The sequence below is a fragment of the Microseira wollei NIES-4236 genome (assembly GCF_020521235.1).
GTDB classification, from domain to species: Bacteria; Cyanobacteriota; Cyanobacteriia; order Cyanobacteriales; family Aerosakkonemataceae; genus Microseira; species Microseira wollei.
The window spans coordinates 1-2,440 of sequence record NZ_BLAY01000389.1 but is presented as its reverse complement, the minus strand read 5'-3'; the positions used below and the strand labels follow the sequence as shown (position 1 = coordinate 2,440).

The following is a 2,440-nucleotide window of genomic DNA, read 5'->3' as shown; positions in this document are numbered from 1 at the left end:
GGCGTTCGGTGATGCAGTTTTTACGTGCAGCGTTGATGGCTTTTGCTCATCAGGTGTTACCTTTCCCTAGCCTGATACCTGCTACACCGACTTAAAATTTGTCCTACTGACCGAGAATAGCTGATTTTTGGGCAGTCGCGGTGAGTGCAGATCTCCTGTGTACTCCCACCCAAGTTTTTGTCACTCACCGCGACTGCCCCTTCCACCTGAATCCTTACCCTTAAGTTAATCGAACGTTTCTTAAAAGCGGGGATGATGCAAGGAGCATTGTTTCAACGTACAGACATCGGTACACCACAAGGAGCAATTTGCTCACCATTATTGGCGAATATTTATTTACACCAATTGGATATGTATTGGTGGAATAAGTATGGCAGCCTAGACCGCAAGCAAAAAGAGAAACGACGAACACAACGCCTGGGAAACTGTGCTTTAATACGTTATGCCGATGATTGGTTACTACTAACTAATGGTGGCAAAGCCGAAGCATTGCGTTTACGTGAAGAGTTTCAAACCTTCCTCAAAGAAGAATTAAAACTGGAACTCAACATGGAGAAAGCACGAGTAACCCACGTTAACAATGGGTTTGATTTTCTTGGCTTCCACGTCCGACGCTACGTCAGCGGTCATGATAAACCAAAGTTATTGGTTACACCAACACAAGAAGCCAAGAAACGCCTGAAAACTAAAATTAAGGAGATGACAAATCGGAAACGGTTTAAAGATTCCCCTTTACTCAAAATTACTGCTTTAAATGCAGTACTAAGAGGTTGGATTGGTTATTACTGTCACAGTAATGCCCAGAAAACGGCAAAGGACTTAGATTTCTGGGTCAATGAACGCCTGTTTCTTTGGTTACAGAAACGACACCGCCTACCACCGCGCCGGATTATGAAGATGTATAAAATGCGTCAAGTTCATAAAACGGGGCAAAGAGATAATTGGGGAATTAGGAACGGGGAAGATTATTTGTACCTGTACCGTATGAGCGATAAACCGATTACTAAGTATCGGTCACGCTGTTTGCCGAATCCGTATTTAAAGGGTGAGGAGTCTACAATACTAATAACTCCCGAAGTACCAATCCCTGATAAAGTCTGGCTTGGTAATGCTCTCAATGATGAATGGCGAGAATTGAAGCAGGAAATTAAGGCAAAACGCTCCGCTAAGTGTGCTATTTGCAGCAGTACTGATGGTCTCGATTTGCATCATATTAAACCACGTCGAACTGGCGGTACTGATGACAAAGAGAACCTACAACTGCTCTGTAGACACTGCCACGCTCAAACGCCTTCATTTGGCGACCATCGTCGGTTGCAATGATGGAAAGCGAAGTGACGGGAAACTGTCACGCTTCGTTTGGAGAGAGGGATAGAGAAACACATAAATCGAGAGGTTTAAAGGTGCGCTCCGTCCCTACTCTATTTTCACCACTATTGGCAAACATTGCCCGACACGGTCTTGAACAAACACTCAAGGAATATGCCAAAACTATTGACTTAAAGCATCAAAGCGGTGGTTAAGCAAGCTGGCAAATCAAAGTTAAATCCTTGAGCTTTGTGAGATACGCAGACGACTTTGTGGTATTTCATGAAAGCAAGACTGTTGTCCCAAGATGCCGAGAGATAATCTCGGAATGGTTAGCTGGCATTGGCCTGGAGTTAAAACCCGAAAAGACTCGGCTAACTCACACACTCCTTGCGGAATTAAGTGAGGATGGAAAAGCTGGATTCGACTTCTTAGGACATCACATTCAGCAATTCCCTGCCGGTAAATACCGAAGTGGAAAAGATTCCAAAGGTAGAATATTGGGTTATAACACACTCATTACCCCATCAAAGAAGGCGAGACGAGGAACATCAAGAGGTAATCGGAAGAATCATCAAAAAACATAGGTCTTCGCCCCAAGCGGCTCTCATTAAAGACCTCAACCCTATCATAAGGGGATGGACTCTTTATCACTCCAACTCCGATGCTCAAACAGCCGGAGAACTAACCAGACAGGATTACCTCACCTACCTGAAACTTCGTAGATGGGCACTCCATCGCTGGGTCAGCCTCAATGCTGCTCATACAAAGTATTGGAAAACCGTAGACGGCAAAAAATGGGTATTCGCAACCAGGGAAGGGGATGCGAACCCCCTGAGGTTACTAAAACATAGCGAAATTAGTTGCAGTAGCAATAGCTATGTCAAGCTTAAAGGCGATAAAAGTCCATACGACGGCGACACCATCTATTGGAGTTCGACACTTGGGACACAACCTGAAATGCCTGGTCGTAAAGCGCGCGTTGCTCAAGCAACAAAAGGGTAATTGAGCCACACCCCGCTCTAAAGAGACGGGGATTCAGGCCAGGAATTAAAGTTAACTTTTCGCCCTTCAATAGCTATCTGGTTAACATTTCCTGACTGTGCCGAGAACCGCTCCGAGGGAGAATGAG

At 45.0% G+C, this 2,440-nt stretch carries 4 protein-coding genes; all 4 read left to right on the top strand.

Features of this window, described 5'->3' with window-relative positions:
* The first annotated feature begins 252 nt into the window (after positions 1-252).
* The 4 genes from MiSe_RS48590 to MiSe_RS48575 are packed head-to-tail and all read left to right on the top strand — an operon-like array spanning position 253 to position 2,313.
* Positions 253-1,323: a group II intron reverse transcriptase gene (locus tag MiSe_RS48590; protein WP_226594642.1), complete on the top strand. Its 1,071-nt coding sequence runs from the start codon at positions 253-255 to the stop codon at positions 1,321-1,323.
* Positions 1,320-1,523, top strand: a complete 204-nt coding sequence (locus MiSe_RS48585; RefSeq protein WP_226594640.1) for a hypothetical protein — start codon at positions 1,320-1,322, stop codon at positions 1,521-1,523. The genes MiSe_RS48590 and MiSe_RS48585 overlap by 4 nt, the downstream gene beginning before the upstream one ends.
* 36 nt (positions 1,524-1,559) lie before the next feature.
* Positions 1,560-1,895 carry a reverse transcriptase domain-containing protein gene (locus tag MiSe_RS48580; RefSeq protein ID WP_226594638.1) on the top strand — a complete coding sequence of 112 codons (336 nt, stop codon included), beginning with the start codon at positions 1,560-1,562 and terminating at the stop codon, positions 1,893-1,895.
* On the top strand, positions 1,783-2,313 hold the full coding sequence (locus MiSe_RS48575) for a group II intron maturase-specific domain-containing protein (protein WP_226594636.1): 531 nt from the start codon (positions 1,783-1,785) through the stop codon (positions 2,311-2,313). The genes MiSe_RS48580 and MiSe_RS48575 overlap by 113 nt, the downstream gene beginning before the upstream one ends.
* The last annotated feature ends 127 nt before the right edge of the window (positions 2,314-2,440 follow it).